This window comes from Paraburkholderia eburnea, assembly GCF_002917095.1.
GTDB classification, from domain to species: domain Bacteria; phylum Pseudomonadota; class Gammaproteobacteria; order Burkholderiales; family Burkholderiaceae; genus Paraburkholderia; species Paraburkholderia eburnea.
Genome location: NZ_PQGA01000019.1, coordinates 60,154 through 77,897 on the forward strand (window position 1 = coordinate 60,154; position 17,744 = coordinate 77,897).

The window sequence follows — 17,744 nt, forward strand, 5'->3', positions numbered from 1 at the left end:
AAATCTTGCGCGATCCGCGCACAGACATCCATCAGTCCGCACTGACCACGCGCGGCGTGATAAACACGACCAGTTCGCTGCGCTTGTCCCAGTGTGCGCGATGCGAAAAAAGTGCGCCCAAAACCGGTATTTTGCCCAGGAGCGGCACGCGCGTCACATCATCCCGGTCGTCGCTCGCGTCGATTCCTCCAATCGAGACCGTTCCGCCGTCTTCGATTTCCACCCGCGTCTGCACGTGTTTGGTGTTGATCGCCGGCCCGGCGGCGGTCTGCTCGCCCACGCTGTCCTTGGCCACGTCGAGGTCGAGAATCACGCGGCCGTCCGGCGTGATCTGCGGCTCGACCTCCAGTTTCAGGCTGGCGCGCCGAAATTGCACGCCCGAAACGCCCTGCCCGACTTTCGCCTGATACGGCAGCTCGGTGCCCTGCTCGACGACGGCCTTGGTGCGATCGGCGGTGACGACGCGCGGACTCGATACGACGCGCCCGCGCCCTTCGGCTTCGAGCGCGCTCAGTTCGATGTCGAGCAGACGCGTGGCGCGCGCCGCCAGCAACGTCAGGCCGAGCTGCGCGGCGCCAAAACCGTTCAACGCGCCCGCGCCGAGGTCGAAGATCTTGCCGGCGCTGCTGCTTCCGCTCTCCCCACTGTCGCCCGGGCCGCCGTGCAGGCCGTGCGTGGTGCCGTCCGCGCCAGCCGATGTCACGCCCAGCCGCACGCCCAATTCGCGCGACAAGCCCTGGTCGCCTTCGACGATACGCGCTTCGATCAGCACCTGGCGCGCGGGCGCGTCGAGGCGATGGATCAGCGCGGCGATCTGGTCGAGCCGCGCGGGCAGATCGGTGACGAAAAGCAGATTCGTGCGCGTGTCGGCGACGGCGGCGCCGCGCTTCGAGAGCGCGCGCTGCGTGCCCGAACCGGTCAGCAGCTTGCGCAGGTCTTCGGCGCGCGCATATTGCAGTTCGAAGGCACGGCTCGCGAGCGGCTCCAGATCGGCGGCGCGCGCATGCGCCTCGAAACGCTGACGCTCGCGCGCGGCAAGGTCGGCGGCGGGTGCGACCCAGAGCACGTTGCCAATGCGTTCCAGCGCAAGGCCATTCGAGGCGAGCAACAGGTCGAAGGCGGCGCGCCACGGCACGCGGTCGAGGCGCAGCGTGACCTGGCCGCGCACGCGCTCGCTTGCGACGATGTTGAGCTTCGTGAACTGCGCGAACGCATGGAGCACCGAGGTGAGTTCGGCGCGCTGGAAGTTCAGCGAGATCGGCCGGTCGGGCGGCAGGCCGTCGTGCGCCGCGCTCGGGCCGCTCAGGCGCGCCTCGCTGGGCAGCGGGGTCGGCGGGCCTTCGAGCGGTTCGGCCGCAGCTTGCGCAGCGGCCGCCTCCGACGCGGCCGGGGTAATGGCGGACGCACGTTCGGCCGCCGAATCGGCATCCGCGCCTTCGGTGAACGGATTCGCGACCCACTGCGTGGGCGTGGCAGGTTCGCCCTCCGGCAAGGGCGGCGCCTCATAGCGCGCGACCGGCGCCGCCGCCATATGCCACACCGGAAGCGGTGGCGGCACCGCCGCGTGCAGTGCCGAAGCGGCCAACGCGGGAATCAGGGCAAGCGCGCGCCGCATCATCATCGCGCCTCCCGCGCCCAGTCCAGCGTCTGCGTCGCGCCGTCGAGCGCGAGCACCACGCGCGAGGGACTCACCTCCAGCACGCGCGCGCCCGCGAGCATTGCGCCGGCCTGCACAGCCATCGTGCCCTCGGCGGTCTCGACCAGCGCGAGCGCGCGTCCGTGCTCCGCCAGCATGCCCGCGAGCCGCAGCGGACCTTCGCCCTTCGCGCTCAGGCCGCTCCCGAAGCGTTGAGCGCGATCCGCAAAAGGATCGGTGGATACGCCGCCCTCGTCCTCGTCGTCGGCAAACGCCACGGCTGGCAAACCGTCGAACACCTGCAACAGCGCCGAAATGGCGAGGCCGCTCGCGCCGCGTCTGAGCGACAACTCCATCGGCACCGCGAGTTCGGGCAGTTCCGCAAGGCCGTCGAGGAACCCGCGCAGTTGCGTGAAATCCCCTTGCGCCACGAGCTTGGTCGCGCGAAACGCCTGCGACTGCGCGCCGCCCGGCGCGGCAGGCTCCAGTGCGATCAACGCAAGACCGGCAAGCGCCGCGAGTTGCGACACGTTGCGCATGTCGTCGGCGACATTGCCGTTGTGCGGGTGCCGGGGCCAGTCCCGCGCGTCGCGTCGCAAGGCAGGCAGACGCGCCAGCAATTGACGCGCGCTCACCAGGCGGGTCTGGGCGTCGGCTAGCGCGACATGAGCGGTTTCAGCACCACCCGCGTCCGTCGTCACGCAGATGAAGGCCGCCAGCACGGCGGCGATCAAACCCAGCATCAACGCGGCGCTCGCGCGGCGGCGCGCGCTCCACCCATGCAGAGGCCGCCAGCCATGCAACAGCGCCAAGCCCATGCCGCGTCGGGAACCGCGAAAGAAAGCTGGCGCCCCCATCAGCGGCGCGTTTGAACTTGATTCGCTCATTTCGCCTCCTTCGCGCCGACGCCGCGCACCGCACCCGCCTGCTTCGGCACATTCGCCGCCGCGCCTTTCCATACGAGCCGTGCCGCCACATGGATCGGCACGCCATGCATCTGCCTGCCTTGGGTTTCACTCCTCGTTTCTCTCGTTGTTTCTCTCGTTGTTTCTTTCGTCGCCTCTTTCCTCGTTTCGCGCTTCATTTCGCGCACGTTGACCGCCTCGATATCCCGCAGCGTATGCAGCCGTTCGAGCCACGCGCCCGCGGCGGCTTCATCGGTGGCGCTTGCCTGGAGTTCGGTTTCGTCGGCGTGCTGAATAAGCTGATCGAGCACGACGCCGTCCGTGCGCACCCGCGCAAGCGCCTCGATGAGCGCGAACAGGTGCGTGAGCGGCTTCGCCTTGAGCTGCGCCTCGCGCAACGCGGCGGCGCGCTCATTCGCTTCGCGCGCGAGCCGCCTGGCCTCTGCGAGCGGCGCGCCGAGTTGCGCCAGTTGCTGCTCGATCGCCTCGCGCCGCACATCGGCCCGACTACGCTCGAACGTCTGCCAGCCCGCAGCGAGACAACCGAGCGCGCCGCCGATCAGCAGCGCCGACAGCCATTCGAGCGCGCGCCGCCGGCGCAGGCGCCGCACGGCTGCAAGCCGCCACGGCAGCAGGTTGAAGCCCTCCCACGCATTTACGATCGTCGCCGTCTTCATTCGTGCACCCCGCGCATCGCAAGCCCGAAAGCCACCGCGCACGCCGGGTCGTGCAGAAGCTGCGCGTCGAGCGGAAAGTCGGCGTCCGCAAGCGGCGCGCATTCGAACGGCAGCACCGGGCAGCCGAGCACGTCGCCGATATCGGCAAGCGAGAAATGCACACCCTGCAGCAAGCCGATGTCACCGGCGACGAGCGCGCAGCCGGTCTGCTCGCGGCCCGCCAGGTCGTGCAGCGCCTCGACGAGATCGGCGTGCTCCAGCGCCGGAAAGCGCATCGTGCGCGCGACGCAGTCGTCGGCGACGAACCAGCCGTGCACGCCGTCCGCGCCCACCCAGAGCGCCGCCCATGGCTCGTGCGGCGGCAGCTCGAACGCCGCCGCGTGGCGCATGGCGCGTAGCGCGGCGTGGGCCTCGTCGTCCATCGCGCAAAGCGCCACCCCCGCCATCGCCGCGCATTCGATGCGCGACTCCAGATATGCGCGCGCCGTGGCCGCGATCATGACTCTGGCCTCATGAGCCGAGGCAACGCCACAATCGAGCGCGAGTGGACCCACGCGCCAGTCCACCGCCAGCTCATGGCGCTCGATGCCGGCGACACGCTCCGCTTCGGCCAGTACCAGCGGCTCCAGCTCCGTGAAGAGACCCGAGGCATCCGCGATGGCGCCTGCCCTGCTTGTGCCGCTTGTGCCGCTTGTGCCGCTTGTGCCCCTTACGCCGCTTGTGTTGCTCGTGCTCGTGACAAACGACCCACGCGCCAGCCGCGCGAGCGGCACGGCCGCCATCAACGTCGCGCCCGTAGGCAGCGCCATCGCGCAGCGCAGCGACGCCTCGGCGCAGGCGCGCGGCAAAGCGCCGAAGGCCGCCTGCAAAGCCGCCACCAGCGCGGTGCGATCGACGATCTCCGCGCCCGACAGCGCCTCGCGCGCCAGCGGCACGCGGCCCAGCCACTCGATGCGCAGCGGTCCGCCGCCGAACACGCGCTGACTGAGCACGACCAGCGTGACGCCGCGCGCATGCACATCGACACCCGCCGCGTAACGGCGCGCCCCCAACAACAGCGGATTGAGCAGGCTCATCGCCTTCCTCCCTTGTGCGTGGCGCCGCGAACGATTCGCGGCGCGCCCTGGGAGAAATTGTGCGAAGCAGCGCCTGCGCCGAACACTCGGCCAGATGGCCAATCTCTGCGCGGGTTTGCGATAAGCCGATCCGCCGGCCTTCTCGCGCATTCGAGACGCGGCTAGAGTGCTCCTATACCTTCAGTGCCTCAGCGCAGTCCCCACGCACCGCCCCCGGCCCCACTTTTCGGCAGACGTAAGCATTCCGAAAGCGCGCCAGGGCGGGCAGCTATAATCGCGGGACTGTTTTTCCGGTGTCCGTATGCAAGAAGCCCAGCCTGACTCGTCCGTTCCGCCGCCCACACCGCCCACGCCGCCCGACCCCGCCGCGCCCAGAAAGCGCCGCCGGCCCTGGTGGGCGCGGCTGCTCATCGGCTTCTTCGTATTGATCGCGGGCGCGCTCGCCAGCGTGGCGCTGGTGCTCGGCTACGCGCTGATCGTCGCCACGCCCAATCTGCCCTCGCTCGACGCGCTCACCGACTATCGCCCCAAGGTGCCGCTGCGCATCTACACGCGCGACCATGTGCTGATCGGCGAATTCGGCGAGGAGCGGCGCGATATCGTCCATTTCCAGGACGTGCCGGCCAATCTCAAGAACGCCATTCTCGCGATCGAGGACGCGCGCTTCTACGAGCACGGCGGCGTCGATCTGACCGGCATCGCGCGCGCGGGCATCGTCGCGCTCACCAATGGCCACGCGTCGCAGGGCGCGAGCACGATCACCATGCAGGTGGCGCGCAACTTCTTCCTGTCGAGCGAAAAGACCTACACGCGTAAGGTCTACGAGATGCTGCTCGCCTACAAGATCGAGTCGAAGCTCTCGAAGGATCAGATCCTTGAGGTGTACATGAACCAGATCTATCTGGGGCAGCGCGCCTATGGCTTCGCGAGCGCGGCGCGGGTGTACTTCGGCAAGGATCTGAAAGACCTGACGCTCGCCGAATGCGCGATGCTCGCCGGTCTGCCCAAGGCGCCGTCGGCCTATAACCCGGTCGTCAATCCGAAGCGCGCCAAGGTCCGTCAGGAGTACATCCTTCAGCGCATGCTGGAGCTGCACTACATCACCCAGGAGCAGTACGACGAGGCCGCGGCGCAACCGCTCGTGGTCAAGGGCCAGGGCAAGGAATTCAGCGTCCACGCCGAATACGTGGCGGAAATGGTGCGTCAGATGATGTACGCGCAGTACCACGAAGAAGCCTACACGCGTGGTCTGAACGTCGTCACGACGATCGATTCCGCCGATCAGGACGTCGCCTATCGCGCGCTGCGCAAGGGGCTGATGGACTACGAGCGGCGCCACGGCTATCGCGGGCCTGAAGCCTTCATCGACCTGCCCAGCGACGCCGACGACCGCGAACAGGCCATCGACGACGCGCTGCTCGAACACCCCGACAACGGCGAACTGGTTGCAGCCGTGGTCACGGCGGCCAGTCCGAAGGAAGTCCAGGCGACCTTCATGGACGGCAACACCGCCAGCATCGCCGGCGACGGCCTGCGCTTCGCGCAATACAACCTGAGCACGCGCGCGCAGCCGAGCCAGAAAATCCGCCCCGGCGCGATCATCCGGGTGGCGCGCAACAACGCGGGCGAATGGTCGATCACGCAGTTGCCGCAGATCGAAGGCGCGTTTGTCTCGGTGGTGCCGCAGGACGGCGCGATCCGCGCGCTGGTGGGCGGCTTCGACTTCAACAAGAACAAGTTCAACCACGTCACCCAGGCGTGGCGCCAGCCGGGTTCTAGCTTCAAGCCGTTCATCTATTCGGCGTCGCTCGACAAGGGCCTGGGGCCGGCTACCGTCATCAACGACGCGCCGCTGTTCTTCAGCGCCGCGGAAACGGGCGGCCAGGCGTGGGAGCCGAAGAACTACGGCGGCGGCTTCGACGGCCCGATGAGCATGCGCACCGCGCTCATGAAGTCGAAGAACCTGGTGTCGATCCGCATCCTCAACCACATCGGCACGAAGTACGCGCAGCAGTACATCACGCACTTCGGTTTCGACGCCGACCGCCATCCGGCCTATCTGCCGATGGCGCTGGGCGCGGGCCTCGTCACGCCGCTGCAGATGGCGGGCGGCTATGCGGTGTTCGCCAACGGCGGCTATCGCGTGAATCCGTATCTGATCGCCGAAGTCACCGATCAGCGCGGCGTGGTGGTCGCGCAGGCGCAGCCGCTCGTGGCGGGCGAAAACGCGCCGCGCGCGATCGATCCGCGCAACGCCTACATCATGAACAGCCTGTTGCAGAGCGTCGCGCAGCGCGGCACGGGCGCGAAGTCGAATGCCCTGAAGCGCACCGACCTGGGCGGCAAGACCGGCACGACCAACGACTCGCGCGACGCGTGGTTCGCGGGTTATCAGCACACGCTCGCGGCGATCGCGTGGATCGGTTACGACAATCCGCGCAGCCTGGGCGACCGGGAGACCGGCGGCGGTCTCGCCCTGCCTGTGTGGATCGACTACATGCAGAAGGCGCTCAACGGCGTGCCCGACTACAAGATGCCGATGCCCGACGGCATCGTCATGCTCGGCGACGAACTGTATTACGCCGATGCCACCCCAGGGCACGGCTTCGTCTCGACGGTGGGCATCAGCCAGGCGGCGCTGGAAGCCGCGGCAAGCGGCGGTTCGGCTTCGGGCGGCGATGCCGCCGATGCGGGTGCGGCGCCGGAGCCTCAGCAGGTCAACGCCAAGGAGAAGGAAGACATCATGAACCTGTTCCGCGGGCATTGAGGCACGCGGTCGGTCCTGAAAGCAGAACGGGCACCCAAGGGTGCCCGTTTTCATTTACGCCAATGCATCAGCGCATCGTCACGGCACGAACGTCACCGGCTCGCCGGCCTGCTCGGTCGAATAAGCGGTGAGCGCCGAGAAGAACTCGGTGCCCGTGCGCGTGTCGAGCCACTGCCCGTCGATGAAGCGGTAATGGAATCCGCCCGCTTTCGCGGCGATCCAGATTTCCTTCATCGGCGGCTGGAGGTTGATGATGATCTTCGTGCGGTTCTCGAATTCGAGCGTCAGAACGTTGCCGCTGCGTTCGAGTTCGATGTCGGCATCGGCCTCGTCCACAGCGCGTTCCACCGCCGCCAGCACGGCCTCCGCGCGGCTCAGGTAGTCACTATCTGCCATGCTAAACTCCACCAGTTAATCATTCAGGGACAATTATGCGTGTCAATTCCCGGATGCGCGCTCGGGCATCCCGCGTTTCGACGTCCGCCGCGATTCTAGCCGCTTTCGCGCTTGGCGCAGTGTCGCTCACGGGTTGCGGCCAGAAGGGCCCGCTCTACATGCCGACCGTGCCGCCGTTGCCGCAGAAGCCCAACTTCGAGACGCAGCCCGCAGTTCAACCTGATGATCAGGCGCGCGCAGCCTCGGACGCCCTGGTCGGCACGATTCCCGACACCTCGGGCACGCCGCTTTCGCTGTCCCCGGACCCCGAACTGAATTCCGCCCCCGCGTCGGCTTCCGCTGCGCAGCCGGCTTCCGCTGCGGCACCGGCGCAGTAAGCCGCCGTTCCAGCAGCCCCATCACCCGCAACACGATCTCCGCATGACTCAGCCCGCTTTCCACCGCGTCGACGGCACGCTCTTCGTCGAAGGCGTGTCCGCCGCCGATCTCGCCGCGCAGCACGGCACGCCGCTCTACGTCTACTCGCGCGCGGCGCTCAGCGCGACGTGGCACGCCTACGCCGATGCCTGCGCGGGCCGCCGCGCCGCGGTGCACGTCGCGGTCAAGGCGAACAGCAATCTTGCCGTGCTCAACGTGTTCGCGCGCGAAGGCGCGGGCTTCGACATCGTCTCGGGCGGCGAACTCGCCCGCGTGCTGGCCGCGGGCGGCAAAGCGCAGAACACCGTGTTCTCGGGCGTGGGCAAGCATGGCGACGAAATGAAGACGGCGCTCGAAGCGGGCGTGAAGTGCTTCAACGTCGAATCGATTCCCGAACTCGACCGCCTGAACGCGGTGGCGGGCGCGCTCGGCAAGAAGGCGCCGGTGTCGCTGCGCGTGAACCCGGACGTCGATGCGAAGACGCACCCCTACATCTCCACGGGCCTGAAGTCGAACAAGTTCGGCATCGCCTTTGAAGACGCGCGCGCGACCTACCGCGCGGCGGCCGCCATGCCGAATCTTCAGGTGGTCGGCATCGACTGCCATATCGGCTCGCAGATCACCGAAGTCGCGCCGTACCTGGACGCCATCGACAAGCTGCTCGAACTCGTCGACCAGATCGAAGCGGACGGCATCGCGATCCATCATATCGACGTGGGCGGCGGCCTCGGCATCCGCTACGACGACGAAACGCCGCCGGATATCGGCGCGTTCGTGCGCACGGTGCTCGATCGCATCGAAGCGCATGGCGCGAAGACCGGCAAGTCGCGCGAGGTCTGGTTCGAGCCGGGCCGCTCGCTGGTCGGCAACGCGGGCATCCTGCTCACGACGGTCGAATTCCTGAAGCCGGGCGCGGAAAAGAACTTCGCCATCGTCGATGCGGCGATGAACGATCTCGCGCGTCCCGCGATGTACGAGGCGTATCACGCCATCGAGCCGGTCACGCCGCGCGCGGGCGACGCTCACGCGTACGACATCGTCGGCCCGGTGTGCGAAAGCGGCGACTGGCTGGGCCGCGACCGCACGCTCGCGCTCGAAGCGGGCGACGTGCTGGCGATCCGCTCGGCGGGCGCCTACGGTTTCACGATGAGCTCGAACTACAACACGCGTCCGCGCGCGGCCGAACTGCTGGTCGACGGCACGCGCGTACACGTCGCGCGCGAGCGCGAGACCGTGCAGCAGCTTTTCGCGGGCGAGCATTTGCTGCCGGATTGAGGTTGGGTCGTAGCGCGGCTTGTCTGCGCGCCATGAAAAAAGCGACGCCTTGTGCGTCGCTTTTTTATTGCCTGCGCGCTTTCGTGGCGATGCGCCTACGCGCCCCGCGCCCTGACGCGCGCCGTCAGCCACACGGCCAGCCGCCAGCCAAGCAGCGCCAGCATGATCGCGCCATAGATTTTCGGCAGCGCCAGATCGTGCTTGCCGGATTTCATCCACCAGAAATGCAGGATCGCGAGCACGCCGATCGCATAGATCAGCCGGTGCAGACTCTGCCAGCGGCGGCCGAGCCTGCGCGCCATCGCTTTGGTCGAGGTGACGGCCAGCGGAATCAGCAGCACGAAGGCCGCGAAACCCACCGTGATGAAGGGCCGCTTGCCGATGTCCTTGAGCATCGCGGCCACGTCGAACCATTTGTCGAACCAGATGTAGGTGGTGAAATGCAGCGCCGCGTAGAAAAACGCGTAAAGGCCCAACATGCGCCGAAAGCGCAGCAGCACGTTCCAGCCGGTGAGCCGACGCAACGGCGTGACCGCCAGCGTGATGCAAAGGAACACGAGCGTCCACAGGCCGGTCGAGCGCGTGATGAACTCGATCGGATTGGCGCCCAGCCGGTCCGTCACGCCAAAGAACACAATGCGCGCGAGCGGATACCACGCCGCGACGAACACCGCGACTTTCGCCCAGCGCAGCCAGCGCGGGCCTGACGTTGCGCTCCTCGCGTTCGTGGCGCTCGCCTGCTGCGCGCCTTTCGCGCTGCGTGCCGCCGTGGTCGTCGATTCCATCGCCTGATCCCGTCAAAAGTTCTTGCGCAGATCCATGCCCTGATACATCGACGCCACCAGATCGCCGTAACCGTTGAACATCAGCGTCTTGCGCTTGGGCGTGAAAAAGCCGTCCTCGCCGATACGCCGCTCGCTCGCCTGGCTCCAGCGCGGGTGATCGACATTCGGATTCACGTTCGAGAAGAAGCCGTATTCGTTCGACGCGTAGGTGTTCCAGCTCGTCGGCGGCTGCTTCTCCACGAAACGGATCTTCACCAGTGACTTTGCGCTCTTGAAGCCGTATTTCCACGGCAGCACCATGCGCACGGGCGCGCCGTTCTGGTTCGGCAGCACCTGGCCGTAAAGCCCGACGGTGAGCAGCGCGAGCGGATTCATCGCCTCGTCCATGCGCAGCCCTTCGGAGTACGGCCAGTCGAGGATCGGCTCGGCCAGACCCGGCATCTGCGAGCGGTCCGCGAGCGTGATGAACTGCACGTAGCGCGCGTTGCCGGTGGGCTGCGCCCGCTTGATCAGCTCGGACAGCGAGATGCCGATCCACGGAATCACCATCGACCAGCCTTCCACGCAGCGATGGCGGTACACGCGCTCTTCGAGCGGCGCGAGCTTGAGGATGTCGTCGATATCGTAGACCTTGGGGTTCTTGATCTCGCCCTCCACGCTCACCTTCCACGGGCGCGGCCGCAGGGTGTGCGCGTTCTGCGCCGGATCGCCCTTGTCGGTGCCGAACTCGTAGAAGTTGTTATAGGTCGTGACGTCCTTGAACGGCGTGGACTTGTCGAGCGCGACGAATTTCGCGTTGGTCTTCGCGGCGAGCTTGATGGCCTTCGGGTCGGGCGAGGCGTATTCGGCAAAGGCGGCGCGCGGATCGAAGACACCCAGCCCGGCGCCCACGCCGCCGAGCGCGAGCGCGCCCGCCGCCTTCATGAAGCGGCGGCGCTGTTCGAACACTTTTTGCGGCGTGATCTCGTGCGCGGCGATGTCGTCGCCGTTGAGGATGATCCGGCTGCTGCGCTTGATCCACATTTCCGATACTCCTGTCGATCCCAAATTTTCAACGACCTGTAAGCGGCTAACGCGCGCCAACCGGAATCCTTCCCGCCAGCACGAAAAAAACCGCCGGAGCGCGAGGCGTCCGGCGGTTAGTTCGTTCCGAGATCCGATGCGGTTACAGCTTGCCGTAACTATGCAGGCCCGACAGGAACATATTGACGCCCAGGAAGGCGAAGGTCGTGACCAGCAGGCCGGTGAGCGCCCACCAGGCCGCCACGCCGCCGCGCAGCCCCTTCATCAGCCGCATATGCAGCCAGGCCGCGTAGTTGAGCCAGACGATCAGCGCCCAGGTTTCCTTCGGGTCCCAGCTCCAGTAGCCGCCCCAGGCCTGCGCGGCCCACAGCGCGCCCAGGATCGTGGCGATCGTGAAGAACGCAAAGCCGACGGCGATCGACTTGTACATGACGTCGTCGAGCACTTCGAGCGCGGGCAGACGATCCGCCAGCACGCCGCGCTCCTTCATGATGTAGGCGACGCCCACCATCGCCGAGAGCGCGAAGCTGCCGTAGCCGATGAAGTTCGCCGGGACGTGGATCTTCATCCACCAGCTTTGCAGCGCGGGCACGAGCGGCTGGATCTGCTGCGCGTCGCGCGAGATCGAGTACCACATCAGGAAGCCCACGGCCGCGCTGATCACGAGCAGCACGAACGCGCCAAGCGCACGCGTGGCGTAGTGCTTCTCGTAGTACAGGTAGAAGAGCGCCGTGATCAGGCTGAACAGCACGAACACTTCGTAGAGGTTCGAGATAGGGATATGGCCGACATCCGCGCCGATCAGATAGGACTCGTACCAGCGCACCATCAGGCCGGTGAAGCCCATCAGCACCGCCGCCCACGTGAGCCGGGTGCCGATCGCACCGCCCGTCTCGGAGCGCGACAGCAGGCCGATCCAGTAGAACAGTGTGGCGAGCACGAACAGCGCGCTCATCCACAGGATGGCCGACTGGCTGGAGAGGAAATACTTGAGGAAGAAGGCCTGATCGGCGCGCGCGAGATCCCCCTGGTAGATCTGGATCGCGCCGATCGACATGACGGCGATCGCGGCCATCAAGAGGCGCGAAGGCTTCCAGCGCCAGCCGAGCACGACGAGCGCCGGCACCGTGCCGCACAGCACGAGCTTGTCGTAGTAGTTCATGTGCGCGTGGTAGCGCGAGAGCGCGAAACCCGCGCCCGCCACCATCGCCAGCGCGAACAGCCAGTCGATCGCCGTCAGGCGGCGCAGAAAGGGGCGTTCGTCGAACAGCGGATCGTTGAAATCGGACGCGCCGCGCACGTCCTGAGCCGCTGCCGCCGCCGCGCGATCGGCGCGGCGGGTCTTTGCCGAAGAAGAAACCTGAGTCAAGTCCATGGGCTTACCGTGTTGATCTTGAGTGTCCGTAAAGTGCGCCTTAAAAGGCGCGTGGATCGCGTGGATCAAGCGTTACGGTCCGTCCCGCCGTCATCTGCGCCTGAATTCCCGGGCTGGGCGCCCAGGGTGCGCGAGACCACTTCACGGGTGCGGGCAAACTCTTTCTCGAAGTCGAGCGTGCGGCGCGCGGTCGACATCGCCATGATGACGTCGACGCCCTGTCCGTGCGTCCCGCTGCGCTCTTTCAGCCAGAACCACAGACGGCGCTCGCGCACGTAGAACATCGAAAAGATGCCGAGCACGAGCAACAGGCTGCCAAGATACACGACTTTCTTGCCCGGCGCGCGCGTCAACTGAAATACCGAAGCTTGCACCTGCTTGAATGAATCGAGCTGTAGATAGACGGGCGATCCGTACAGGAAACTGTCCGAAACGGCGTTGATCGAGTCCTGCACGAAGCGCGCGGACTGGGCGTCGGGCGTGAGCGCCGGTTCGCCGGCCTGGGCGCGCGCGAGCTGCCAGAGATCCCAGGTCGAGCCTTCGAGCATGCGCAGCAGCAGGCCCGCGGCCTTTTCCTGCTGATCCTTCGGCACCGATTTGTCGATGAAGCCCGCCACCGCCTGGAAGCCGCCCATCTGCGACGGCGGTGCGCCTTGCATCGACGGATCCGTGCCCGAGAAAAGCGTCAGCACGCGCGAGGCGCTGTCTTCCAGATGCTTCTGAAGATCGCGATTCGAATCGGGGACCGAGCGAGCGGCGAACTGGTGCGCGGCCTGCGCGCGCAGCGCCGGGTCTTCGAACGCGGCGCGCAGCCGCATCCACTCCGTCATGGTGCCGCCGCTGTCGGCGGGAATGCGCAGATAGCGGAACGGCTCGTCCGGGTTCTCGCGCATACCGGCGAGGAACATGCGCTCGCCGCCCACATCGACGGGCAGCATGTAGTTGTTGTACTCGCGCGCCTGGCCGTCCTTGTCGCGCACCTTGTATTGCACCGACGGCCCGACGTTATGCAGATCGAGCGGCTTCGAGGTCTTGGCGCCCGAGCCGAGCCGCTCGTCGAACGCTTCCTTGAGCGTCTGATGCGCCACGCCGCGCACGTCGTTCTGACCGCTGCCGTTCGAGACGTTTTCGACGTTGATGGCGCGAAAATCCGCGAATTCGATGGTCTGGCCGTCGACACCCGGCACGCTCTGCCCTGCGGGCAGCTTGAGCGGCGCCGAGTTGCCGATCGTGCCGCCGAACGGGAAGCTCTTCGCGCTCGCGCCGCTCATCGGCCACGCGGTCATCTGCATCTGCGAGCCGCCGTCCTGGAAGCTCGACTGGTAGATCGACACGCCGTCGTACGTGAACGGCTCGTTCACCTCGATGCGCGCCGGAATGCGCTGGCCCGTCTTGTGATCGATCACGACGATGTCGCTCGCGAACAGCTTGGGCATGCCCGTCGAGTAGTAATCGACGATGAACTTGTTCAACTGGATCGAGAACGGCAGATCCTGGATCAGCGAGCCGTCGGGCTGGTTCAGGATCGCCGTCGAGACGTACTGGCCTTCGGGCACCCACGCGTAGCCGCGGAAGGTCGGATTCGACTGCGAAAGACGATGTTCGGGCGCGATGTCGTTGATGACGGCATTGCTGCGGATCGGCGACTTGTCGAACAGCCACATCTGGAATTTGATCGGCAGATTGCTGTCGAGCAGGCCGCCCAGACAGATCACCACGATCGCCAGGTGGGCGAAGATATAGCCGATTTTGGTGAGCGCGCCGCGCTTGCCCGCGATCAGCGTCGCGCCTTCGGTCTCGCGCGTGACGAAGCGGTAGCCCATGCGCTGCATGAGCTTGCCGAGCTTCGCGGCGGTTTGCTCGCGGCTCGCCCCTTCGAGCGCGAACTCGCCCTTGTGATGGAACGCGCGCAGGCTGCCTTCGCGGACCTTGTCCTTCCAGCTGCGCATGTCGGCGATCATCTTCGGGCCGTTGCGGATCACGCACAGCGAGATCGACACCACCAGAAAGCCCAGGATGGTCATGAACCACCACGCGCTATAGACCGTGTAGAGGCTCAGCGAGCGGAAGATGTCGGCCCAGAACGGACCGAACTGGTTGACGTAGTTCGGGTACGGGTCGTCCTGCGTGAGCACCGTGCCGATGATGCTCGCGATCGCCAGCACCACCAGCAGTGCAATGGCGAAGCGCATCGAACTGAGCAGCTCGATGGCGCTTCTTACCGCCTTCTGGCGGACATTCAACTGCAGACCCTCGGTGGTAACGCTCATTCAAACTCCGCTTCTCGTTCCCGCTTCTTGTTCCATCCGACCGTCACGCGCCCCGGGTGCATGACAGCAAAAAAGGGTGCAGGACCGCCGCATCCGCACGGCGCCCACACCCTTTTCTTGTTCTTCGATCGCCCGCTTGACCCTACCCGCTTGACCCTACCCGCTTGACCCTACACGAATGCCAGGTCAATACCGGGTCAATGCAGACCGGCCGCGTAATCGGCAACGGCCTTGATCTCGTCGTCCGAGAGACGGTGCGCGATCTGGCGCATCGGCTCGTTATTGTTGCGCGTGCCCTGCTGGAATGCCTGCAACTGCGCCACCACGTAGTCCGACCATTGGCCCGAAAGACGCGGATACTGAACCGGAATGCCCTGGCCGGTCGGCCCGTGGCAGGCCGCGCAGGCGGGCACGCCTTTATCGGCGATGCCGGCGCGCCAGATCTTCTGGCCTTCCGGCACGGTCTTCGCGTCGCGCGCGAAGCCGGGCTTGGGCGTCTGCGAGGCGAACCAGGCAGCGACGTTGATCATATCCTGACCGGAAAGCGCGCTGGCGAAGCCAGCCATAATCGCATTATTACGCGCAGGGGGCTTGCCACCGGGCTGCGGCTTGAAATCCTTGAGTTCTTTGACGAGGTAGTCGGCGTGTTGACCCGCCAGTTTGGGATAGGCGCCGCCCGTGCTGTTGCCGTCGGCCGCGTGGCATGCCGCGCAGACCTGCGCCGCGATTGCCTGCCCCCGCGCGAGGTCGGGCTTGGCCGGAGTCGCCGGGTCCGCCGCCATCGCCATGATCGAAACACCTGCTGTGAGACCTGCCGCTATCGCAAATTCGAGTACCTTCAAGGACTTGCTCAGTCGATTCATTCGCGCACCTTGTTTCGTCTTGTGGGAATCAGGTTCTGCAAACTACGACAGCGACCGATCTACCTCGAAAGGCCCGCGCCGGCCTCACGGGTATTCAGTAAACCGTCGCATTGTACAATAGCGCGCAAGGCGCCACGGCGCCAGTCGGGCCTGCCCCCGATATCTCCAGATCCTCCCCGGGCTTCGCCGGGCTTGGCGGACCGCCCGCCTCGCTATTTCATAATGTGGTCCTCACGATGGCCTTCCTGCTGCATCAAGCCCGTTTCTTCACGACGGTGAATCATCTGCGCGACCTGCCCGCCACGGCGCGGCCCGAGGTCGCCTTCGCCGGGCGCTCGAACGCAGGCAAATCCACCGCGATCAATCTGCTGTGCAACCAGAAGCGCCTCGCCTTCGCGTCGAAGACGCCTGGCCGCACGCAGCACATCAACTATTTCTCGGTGGGTCCGGAAGACGAGCCTTCCGGCTATCTGGTCGACCTGCCGGGCTACGGCTACGCAGAAGTGCCGGAAGCGGCCAAGCAGCATTGGCAGCAACTGCTCGCGGCTTATCTGCAGACGCGTGCGCAATTGACCGGCCTCGTGCTGATGATGGACGCGCGCCGCCCGCTCACCGACCTCGACCGCCGCATGATCGAGTGGTTCGAGCCGTCCGGCAAACCGATTCACGCACTGCTGACGAAGTGCGACAAATTGACACGTCAAGAGTGCGTGCTGGCGCTGCGCAATACGAACAAGGCGTTGGACGAATACCGCAATCAGGGCTACGCAGGCAAGCTCAGCGCGCAGCTCTTTTCGGCGCTCAAGCGGGTTGGCCTGGATGAGGCGCACGCCGTCATCGAAAGCTGGATCATCCCGCAGGCCAATCTCGGCGAAACGGAAGCACCCGCTTCCTGATCACACCCGAAGTCCCCGGCGGCGGCCGGTTCCTGGCCGCCCCGTCCCCTCTCTCCGGCTTTCTGTCCCCAAGCGTGCGCAAGCCCACATAGCTGTGGCTGGGTGGCCGCCTGCGTCTGCTCATTTAGCGGGCAAATTCCATGTAAAACGCAATTTTTTGCGGCGCATAAAAAAACCCGCCGTAAGTGCCGGCGGGCTAAACAGCCTTATCGAAAAACGACAGGCACCCGCTCAGGGAGGAGAAGCGGGGAGTCTGGCGCAAGGCGCCTCGCTCGATCGGTATGATATACCATTGTCCTGAAAAGTTTCCTGCGCTCCAAAAGCGCGTTTTGTTTCAAGATAATCCGCCGCCATGAGCTTCTACCCGCATCATCGTCCGCGCCGCATGCGTCGCGACGACTTCTCGCGCCGCCTGATGCGCGAAAACATCCTCACCACCAACGATCTGATCTATCCCGTGTTCGTCGTCGCGGGCGAGAACGTGCGCGAAGCCGTGCCGTCCATGCCCGGTGTCGAGCGCGTCTCGATCGATCTCCTGATGGGCGTGGCCGAACAATGCGTCGAGCTGGGCATCCCGGTGCTGTCGCTGTTCCCCGCCGTCGACCCGTCGCTGAAGACGCCCGACGGCATCGAGGCGACCAACCCCGATGGCGTGATCCCGCGCGCGGTGCGCGAACTCAAGAAGCGCTTCCCGGACCTGGGCGTGCTGTGCGATGTCGCGCTCGATCCGTACACGAGCCACGGCCAGGACGGCGTGCTCGACGAGAACGGCTACGTCATCAACGACCAGACCATCGAGATCCTCGTGGCGCAGGCGCGTGCACAGGCCGAAGCAGGCGTCGATATCGTCGCGCCGTCGGACATGATGGACGGTCGCATCGGTGCGATCCGCGAGATGCTCGAAAGCGAGAACCACATCCACACGAAGATCATGGCCTACTCAGCCAAGTATGCTTCGGCGTTCTACGGTCCGTTCCGTGACGCGGTGGGCTCGGCGTCGAATCTGGGCAAGGGCAACAAGATGACCTACCAGATGGACCCGTCGAACTCGGACGAAGCGCTGCGCGAAGTGCGCCTCGACATCGAGGAAGGCGCGGACATGGTGATGGTCAAGCCCGGTATGCCGTACCTCGATATCGTGCGCCGCGTGAAGGACGAGTTCCGCTTCCCGACCTACGTGTACCAGGTGAGCGGCGAATACGCGATGCTCAAGGCCGCCGCGCAAAACGGCTGGCTCGATCACGACAAGGCGATGATGGAATCACTGCTCGCGTTCAAGCGCGCCGGCGCCGACGGCATTCTCACGTACTTCGCGCTGGACGCCGCGCGGTTGTTGCGCGCGCAAAAGTGAGCTGAACAAGCTGCGCCAAGGTAGTACGCCAT

The 17,744-nt window shown here is 65.9% G+C and carries 16 protein-coding genes; 5 read left to right on the forward strand and 11 right to left on the reverse strand.

Going from position 1 to position 17,744, the window contains the following annotated elements; genetic code table 11:
• Positions 1–31 precede the first annotated feature (31 nt).
• The 5 genes from B0G62_RS25220 to B0G62_RS32745 form a co-directional block, all read right to left on the reverse strand.
• The gene (locus B0G62_RS25220; RefSeq protein ID WP_103706938.1) at positions 32–1,621 is read right to left on the reverse strand and encodes a type IV pilus secretin PilQ; all 1,590 of its coding nucleotides are present in this window, start codon (positions 1,619–1,621) and stop codon (positions 32–34) included.
• Positions 1,618–2,523, reverse strand: a complete 906-nt coding sequence (locus B0G62_RS25225) for a hypothetical protein (protein ID WP_103706939.1) — start codon at positions 2,521–2,523, stop codon at positions 1,618–1,620. Before B0G62_RS25225 ends, B0G62_RS25220 begins: the two co-directional genes overlap by 4 nt.
• Positions 2,520–3,218, reverse strand: a complete 699-nt coding sequence (locus B0G62_RS25230; protein WP_103706940.1) for a fimbrial assembly protein — start codon at positions 3,216–3,218, stop codon at positions 2,520–2,522. Before B0G62_RS25230 ends, B0G62_RS25225 begins: the two co-directional genes overlap by 4 nt.
• Positions 3,215–4,294, reverse strand: a complete 1,080-nt coding sequence (locus B0G62_RS31445; protein WP_146055353.1) for a type IV pilus biogenesis protein PilM — start codon at positions 4,292–4,294, stop codon at positions 3,215–3,217. The genes B0G62_RS25230 and B0G62_RS31445 overlap by 4 nt, the downstream gene beginning before the upstream one ends.
• Positions 4,295–4,474: 180 nt before the next feature.
• Positions 4,475–4,705 carry a twin-arginine translocation signal domain-containing protein gene (locus tag B0G62_RS32745; RefSeq protein WP_407671242.1) on the reverse strand — a complete coding sequence of 77 codons (231 nt, stop codon included), beginning with the start codon at positions 4,703–4,705 and terminating at the stop codon, positions 4,475–4,477.
• On the opposite strand from B0G62_RS32745, the gene B0G62_RS25245 reads away from it, so the two are divergent.
• The gene (locus B0G62_RS25245; protein WP_103706943.1) at positions 4,596–7,061 is read left to right on the forward strand and encodes a penicillin-binding protein 1A; all 2,466 of its coding nucleotides are present in this window, start codon (positions 4,596–4,598) and stop codon (positions 7,059–7,061) included. The two genes, B0G62_RS32745 and B0G62_RS25245, sit on opposite strands and share 110 nt — an antisense overlap.
• Before the next feature lie 78 nt (positions 7,062–7,139).
• Here B0G62_RS25245 and cyaY read toward each other — a convergent pair whose 3' ends face one another.
• Positions 7,140–7,457, reverse strand: a complete 318-nt coding sequence (gene cyaY, locus B0G62_RS25250; protein ID WP_103706944.1) for an iron donor protein CyaY — start codon at positions 7,455–7,457, stop codon at positions 7,140–7,142.
• A gap of 53 nt (positions 7,458–7,510) precedes the next feature.
• On the opposite strand from cyaY, the gene lptM reads away from it, so the two are divergent.
• Together lptM and lysA are read left to right on the forward strand one after the other, a co-directional pair.
• On the forward strand, positions 7,511–7,834 hold the full coding sequence (gene lptM, locus B0G62_RS25255; protein WP_103706945.1) for an LPS translocon maturation chaperone LptM: 324 nt from the start codon (positions 7,511–7,513) through the stop codon (positions 7,832–7,834).
• A 43-nt stretch (positions 7,835–7,877) separates the two neighbouring features.
• Positions 7,878–9,149, forward strand: coding sequence for a diaminopimelate decarboxylase (gene lysA / locus B0G62_RS25260; RefSeq protein WP_103706946.1), 1,272 nt, complete (start codon positions 7,878–7,880; stop codon positions 9,147–9,149).
• Between the two features lie 95 nt (positions 9,150–9,244).
• Here lysA and msrQ read toward each other — a convergent pair whose 3' ends face one another.
• The 5 genes from msrQ to B0G62_RS25285 all read right to left on the reverse strand — a co-directional run bounded on the left by msrQ (position 9,245) and on the right by B0G62_RS25285 (position 15,465).
• Positions 9,245–9,934 (reverse strand): protein-methionine-sulfoxide reductase heme-binding subunit MsrQ, encoded by a 690-nt coding sequence (gene msrQ / locus B0G62_RS25265; protein WP_103706947.1) that lies wholly within the window; start codon positions 9,932–9,934, stop codon positions 9,245–9,247.
• A gap of 12 nt (positions 9,935–9,946) precedes the next feature.
• Positions 9,947–10,957 (reverse strand): protein-methionine-sulfoxide reductase catalytic subunit MsrP, encoded by a 1,011-nt coding sequence (msrP, locus tag B0G62_RS25270; RefSeq protein ID WP_103706948.1) that lies wholly within the window; start codon positions 10,955–10,957, stop codon positions 9,947–9,949.
• Positions 10,958–11,099: 142 nt separating this feature from the next.
• Positions 11,100–12,332, reverse strand: coding sequence for a c-type cytochrome biogenesis protein CcsB (ccsB, locus tag B0G62_RS25275; RefSeq protein WP_103706949.1), 1,233 nt, complete (start codon positions 12,330–12,332; stop codon positions 11,100–11,102).
• A 65-nt stretch (positions 12,333–12,397) separates the two neighbouring features.
• The gene (locus B0G62_RS25280) at positions 12,398–14,602 is read right to left on the reverse strand and encodes a cytochrome c biogenesis protein ResB (RefSeq protein WP_103706950.1); all 2,205 of its coding nucleotides are present in this window, start codon (positions 14,600–14,602) and stop codon (positions 12,398–12,400) included.
• A 197-nt stretch (positions 14,603–14,799) separates the two neighbouring features.
• Complete coding sequence (locus B0G62_RS25285) at positions 14,800–15,465, reverse strand: c-type cytochrome (protein WP_103706951.1); 666 nt, start codon at positions 15,463–15,465, stop codon at positions 14,800–14,802.
• A 236-nt stretch (positions 15,466–15,701) separates the two neighbouring features.
• Here B0G62_RS25285 and yihA point away from each other — a divergent pair, with 236 nt between their 5' ends.
• Both yihA and hemB read left to right on the forward strand, forming a co-directional pair.
• Complete coding sequence (yihA, locus tag B0G62_RS25290; protein ID WP_103706952.1) at positions 15,702–16,361, forward strand: ribosome biogenesis GTP-binding protein YihA/YsxC; 660 nt, start codon at positions 15,702–15,704, stop codon at positions 16,359–16,361.
• Between the two features lie 352 nt (positions 16,362–16,713).
• Positions 16,714–17,712 carry a porphobilinogen synthase gene (gene hemB, locus B0G62_RS25295; protein WP_103706953.1) on the forward strand — a complete coding sequence of 333 codons (999 nt, stop codon included), beginning with the start codon at positions 16,714–16,716 and terminating at the stop codon, positions 17,710–17,712.
• The last annotated feature ends 32 nt before the right edge of the window (positions 17,713–17,744 follow it).

What these genes read in the sequence shown, in the direction of transcription:
- B0G62_RS25220 (WP_103706938.1), bottom strand. Translation starts at nt 1,621, where the DNA reads ATGATGATGCGGCGCGCGCTTGCCCTGATTCCCGCGTTGGCCGCTTCG.
- B0G62_RS25225 (WP_103706939.1), bottom strand. Translation starts at nt 2,523, where the DNA reads ATGAGCGAATCAAGTTCAAACGCGCCGCTGATGGGGGCGCCAGCTTTC.
- B0G62_RS25230 (WP_103706940.1), bottom strand. Translation starts at nt 3,218, where the DNA reads ATGAAGACGGCGACGATCGTAAATGCGTGGGAGGGCTTCAACCTGCTG.
- B0G62_RS31445 (WP_146055353.1), bottom strand. Translation starts at nt 4,294, where the DNA reads ATGAGCCTGCTCAATCCGCTGTTGTTGGGGGCGCGCCGTTACGCGGCG.
- B0G62_RS25245 (WP_103706943.1), top strand. Translation starts at nt 4,596, where the DNA reads ATGCAAGAAGCCCAGCCTGACTCGTCCGTTCCGCCGCCCACACCGCCC.
- B0G62_RS32745 (WP_407671242.1), bottom strand. Translation starts at nt 4,705, where the DNA reads ATGAGCAGCCGCGCCCACCAGGGCCGGCGGCGCTTTCTGGGCGCGGCG.
- cyaY (WP_103706944.1), bottom strand. Translation starts at nt 7,457, where the DNA reads ATGGCAGATAGTGACTACCTGAGCCGCGCGGAGGCCGTGCTGGCGGCG.
- lptM (WP_103706945.1), top strand. Translation starts at nt 7,511, where the DNA reads ATGCGCGCTCGGGCATCCCGCGTTTCGACGTCCGCCGCGATTCTAGCC.
- lysA (WP_103706946.1), top strand. Translation starts at nt 7,878, where the DNA reads ATGACTCAGCCCGCTTTCCACCGCGTCGACGGCACGCTCTTCGTCGAA.
- msrQ (WP_103706947.1), bottom strand. Translation starts at nt 9,934, where the DNA reads ATGGAATCGACGACCACGGCGGCACGCAGCGCGAAAGGCGCGCAGCAG.
- msrP (WP_103706948.1), bottom strand. Translation starts at nt 10,957, where the DNA reads ATGTGGATCAAGCGCAGCAGCCGGATCATCCTCAACGGCGACGACATC.
- ccsB (WP_103706949.1), bottom strand. Translation starts at nt 12,332, where the DNA reads ATGGACTTGACTCAGGTTTCTTCTTCGGCAAAGACCCGCCGCGCCGAT.
- B0G62_RS25280 (WP_103706950.1), bottom strand. Translation starts at nt 14,602, where the DNA reads ATGAGCGTTACCACCGAGGGTCTGCAGTTGAATGTCCGCCAGAAGGCG.
- B0G62_RS25285 (WP_103706951.1), bottom strand. Translation starts at nt 15,465, where the DNA reads ATGAATCGACTGAGCAAGTCCTTGAAGGTACTCGAATTTGCGATAGCG.
- yihA (WP_103706952.1), top strand. Translation starts at nt 15,702, where the DNA reads ATGGCCTTCCTGCTGCATCAAGCCCGTTTCTTCACGACGGTGAATCAT.
- hemB (WP_103706953.1), top strand. Translation starts at nt 16,714, where the DNA reads ATGAGCTTCTACCCGCATCATCGTCCGCGCCGCATGCGTCGCGACGAC.